Consider the following 4,284-nt stretch of genomic DNA (forward strand, 5'->3'; position numbering starts at 1 on the left):
CCCTGTGGGAGAGTAGGACGCCGCCGAACAATCATTGCGGAAGCCCCGCACCAGCCCTTTTCAGGGTTCGGTGCGGGGCTTTTCTGCGTTCCGGGGCCGTTTGACGTGGCCGGCTGGGTATCCTGGCCAGCGTTCCTCTGGAGGACGCGATGACAGCACAGCAGTGGGAAGACGGCGGGCCTCTCATCCCTCAGCCGGCCATGACGCGGGAAGCCCTGCGGGACGCCGTGCGCCGGATCGACATGGCCAACCTGGCCGTGCTCGACAAGGAATGCAACGAGGCGTTCGACCGGGCTGCCGAGACGGGGGCGATCAACCCGCTGCGGTTCTTCCTCATCAAGTGGGCCACGCACGTGGCGATCCACCGCTGGCCGGCCCGGGCGGCCGCGCTCCACGAGGCGGAACGTGTCGCCGGAGACCCTGCTTCCACGGAGGCCCAGTTCCGGGCGGCGATGGAGACGAGCAGCCGCATCCTGGCCGAGGCCCAGCGGGAAATCGGTCAGTGACCCAGCGGGGCGAGGGCGTCGAGAACGACGGCGGCTGGGCCTGGGAGTGCGATCCCAGCCGGTTGTGGGTGCTCGGGGACATGGACGCGGAGCACCAGGCCCTCATCGGAGCCGTCATGGACGGCCTGGTCGACCTGGCCGCGATGGCCATCGACCCCAAGGACGGGAGCCTCTACGAGGACCCCCACCCGATGCGTCTCCGTACGTACGAGGACGAGCACCTCATGGTCTGGTACCAGACCATCCCGCATCGCAGCCGCGTGTACCTCAAGCGCGTCAATCTCTGAGCCGCCTGCGGACCCGGTCGCGGACCGTCCGGGGGCACGTGGCGTACGGCCCATCTGCCACCGCCAGGTCCGAGAGGCCGGGCGCCCTGCGTTGCGACTGACCGCGGGTGATCCGTGCGTCGCCGCCAAGGTGTGCGGCGGCGCGGCAGAGTGCACCGACAGCTCGGCCCCGTCGCGGGAGACCCGCCCCATACGTGAGGTGCCGAGATGCGCAGAGACGGTGAGTCCTTCCGTCGGCGGGCGTCGGCGGTCACGTGAAGGTGCAGCAGCTTGGTAGGCCGCTGCGTGCCCACTTCGGTAGTAGTTCCCCAGCGGAGAGGCGCCCACGAGCGGACTCGCCCTTTCCGCGGTCCAGGGCGTCATTGCATCCGCGGCAGTGGTTCGGGCTGTTCCGCAGGTCCGTTTACTCCTTCGCCGTCCTGCGGTCCAAGGAGCCGGAGTCCATCAAACCGCGGGGCGGGTACTTGAGCTGTTGGTGGAGGTCGGGCCGTTGCGGTTCGGGATGAACCCAGCCAGGTGGCGTCCCGCAGGGCCTGCGTAGCGGTATCGGTTGGGGCTACCGACTGGGGCGGGACCGCGGCCTATGGAGAGGATGGCCGTCTGATCGCAGGAGCGATCGATGCGATCGACGCATGGGGGCCCTGGGCACCGCACGGGAGCTGCGGCTGTCGCTATGCACTGCGTATCGGCCCGCCCGGAGCGGGCGCAGGATTCGTTCGGGTCCGAGCCGGTCATTCGTTGGCGTGAGGTCCGTGACAAGCAGTCGAACGTGGGGCGTGCCCGGTCAAGGGAGCTGCGGCGCTGGACGAGCGCCGGCGGATCGCCGCGTCCGGTATCCCGAAATCCCTGCCTGGCCAATGGCATGGCTACTGAGGAAGAGGGCGGGCCTCCAGGAGTTCCTCGATCCGCCCGGCCAGCAGCCTGCGCGGGTGAAGGGAAACGGCCAGGTGCGGGACGCTCAGCACGGCCGCCGCCGCGGATGCCGGGGGCGATGACGGTCTGCTCGCTTGGCGCGGCGCCAGCGTGACCGCCGCTGCTGGGCTCCTTGCGGATCTGGGCCCGTGAACCGAACTGCGTCAGCCAGCCAGGGCAGGACAGTCGGCCGGGTGCTGGAAACCGCGGCCCCAGCATTCGTTCCAGCGAGGGATGGATCGGTTCAGCAGGCCGTGGGCTGGTTGGCGAGGCGGGTGGTTTCGTCGGCCGGGTCCTCCTCGAAGCCGACGATCATCTCCAGCTCGGCAACCGGGCGTCCCATGTGCCGGTCAACCGCCTCCATGGCAGGGCACCGACCGGGGCCGGCTGGTCGAGTACGAGCAGTACCGTTCCGCGCCTGGCCTTGAGCGCGGAACGGTACGGTCGCGCAGCCTGGGTTCGGTAGGGGGCCATCGCTAACCGACGTCGTCCTCGGCCTGGACCACGGCCCAGGCTCACGCGAGGGACGCGTTCATCACGGCTGTTGCCGCCCGCGCGATGCCGCGCACGCTGGGGAAGGGCAATGGCCACGGCGAGACGGTCGCCGATGTGACCAACGCTGCCCGATCTCCCGCAAGCAGCCGCAGGCACATTCTCCGCCACGAGGCACCGACAGCCCTGTCCCGCTTCGAAGCACTGGCACTTCCAGGTCAGCGCTTCGACCAGAGCCAGCACCGCCTTCCAGTTCTCCATCGGCGCGTGCTCGTGGGGAGGAGGCCTCCCCCGTTATGTTTTTCGCGGTCCTGCAATGGGGCCGCTGGCCTCAGGGCCCGGTATGACCTGGGGAGTGGTGTCGCCGGGCCCGTGGGGTGCCGTCGGAGACGCTGATGAGAGACCCGGCCACCGCCCGGCCTGGCGCAATGCCAGGCAGATGAGTGGGCGGCAGGTCTGCATAACGTGGATGCGCGAGCACGGTGCCACCGCCAAGGCCGGCACGGTCAACACCTGCGGAAGGATGCGATGGCGTCTTCCTCGGGATGGACGTCGGCAAGACCTCCCACTTCGGTCATGGGCTCACCCCGGCCGGGAAGAAGATCTTCGACAAGCTCAAGGCCAAGTTCGGCACCGTCCTGGTGATCGTCGACCAGCCCGCATCCATCGGCGCTCTGCCTCTGACGGTCGCCCGCGACGCGGGCTGCGAGGTCGCTTACCTGCCGGGACTGGCGACGCGGCGGATCGCCGACCTCTATCCAGGCGAGGCGAAGACCGACGCGAAGGACGCGGCTGTGATCGCGGACGCGGCCCGGACGACGAACTGACCGTCCTGACCGGCTTCGACCAGGGCCTCGCCGCGGAGGCCACCCGCACCTCCAACCGGATACGCGGCCTGCTCATCCAGTTCCACCCCAGCCTCGAGCGGGTGCTGGGTCCGCGGCTGGACCACCCGGCCACCACCTGGCTCCTCGAGCGCTACGGCTCCCCGGCCGCCCTGCGCAGGGTCGGCCGACGCAGGCTCGTCGAGCTGATCCGGCCCAAGGCGCCGCGGATGGCCCAGCGGCTGATCGATGACGTCTTCGAAGCCCTCGACGAGCAGACCGTCATCGTTCCCGGCACAGGCACCCTCGACATCGTGATCCCGTCCCTGGCCGCCTCGCTCACCGCGGTCCACGACCAGCGCCGGGCCCTCGAAGCCCAGATCAGCAGCCTGCTGGAGGCCCACCCTCTTCACCCGGTCCTGACCTCGATGCCCGGAGTCGGCGTCAGGACCGCCGCCGTCCTGCTGGTCACGGTCGGCGACGGCACCGGCTTCCCCAGCGCAGCCCACCTCGCCTCATACGCCGGCCTCGCCCCCACCACCAGATGCTCGGGAACCTCGATCCATGGCGAGCACGCACCACGGGGCGGAAACCGGCAGCTCAAACGTGCGATGTTCCTGTCCGCCTTCGCCTGCATGAACGCCGACCCCGCCTCCCGCACCTCCTACGACCGGCAACGAGCCCGCGGCAAAACCCACACCCAAGCCCTCCTCCGCCTCGCCCGCCAACGCATCAGAGTCCTGTTCGCCATGCTCCGCGACGGCACCTTCTACGAATCCCGAACCCCCACCATCACCCTCGCCGCATGACCACCCCAAACAACCCCATACCCGGCACCACGTGCTTGACGAAGGACATAGAGACACCCCCCTCGATGGGGACCACCTGTGGGCTCTCAGCGGTTCGGGCCGGCTGGTGTCTGGCCTGGTGTCCGCTCCCGCACCCGAGCTGATCGGTCTCTCCGGTGGGCTCAGCTGCTGGTGGACGAGGGGCGGGCAGGCCGATTTGGAGGCTCGGCCAGGAGGGTTGTAGAGTAGAACGGTTGCCACGGGCTGAGCAGTCCGGCAGCACTCCCTGTAGGAATGAATTTCCGAGCAGGGCCTCCGTCTCACCATTCAGGAATCGCCAAGCCGGGAAATCCGGTGGAGAACTTCTGATAGAGTCGGAATCGCCGGAAAGGGAAACGCGAAAGCGGAAACCTGGAAAGCGAAACCCGCTTCGACCGGGAATCGGACACGAAAGAGTCTGATAGAGTCGGAAACG

Annotated in this window: 2 protein-coding genes and 1 pseudogene; all 3 read left to right on the forward strand. The window is 68.8% G+C overall.

All coding sequences use genetic code 11. The features are described from left to right. Positions 1-149 precede the first annotated feature (149 nt). The 3 genes and pseudogenes from ACFWUZ_RS36115 to ACFWUZ_RS36125 all read left to right on the forward strand — a co-directional run bounded on the left by ACFWUZ_RS36115 (position 150) and on the right by ACFWUZ_RS36125 (position 3,830). On the forward strand, positions 150-506 hold the full coding sequence (locus ACFWUZ_RS36115) for a hypothetical protein (protein WP_384382339.1): 357 nt from the start codon (positions 150-152) through the stop codon (positions 504-506). Beyond that, positions 503-793, forward strand: a complete 291-nt coding sequence (locus ACFWUZ_RS36120; protein WP_384382341.1) for a hypothetical protein — start codon at positions 503-505, stop codon at positions 791-793. The genes ACFWUZ_RS36115 and ACFWUZ_RS36120 overlap by 4 nt, the downstream gene beginning before the upstream one ends. A gap of 1,949 nt (positions 794-2,742) precedes the next feature. Then, a pseudogene (locus ACFWUZ_RS36125) lies at positions 2,743-3,830 on the forward strand (IS110 family transposase). Positions 3,831-4,284: the final 454 nt, after the last annotated feature.

This window comes from Streptomyces sp. NPDC058646 (genome assembly GCF_042716875.1).
Classification (GTDB): domain Bacteria; phylum Actinomycetota; class Actinomycetes; order Streptomycetales; family Streptomycetaceae; genus Streptomyces.

Coding starts and splice junctions, on each gene's coding strand:
- ACFWUZ_RS36115 (WP_384382339.1), top strand. CDS start 150: ATGACAGCACAGCAGTGGGAAGACGGCGGGCCTCTCATCCCTCAGCCG.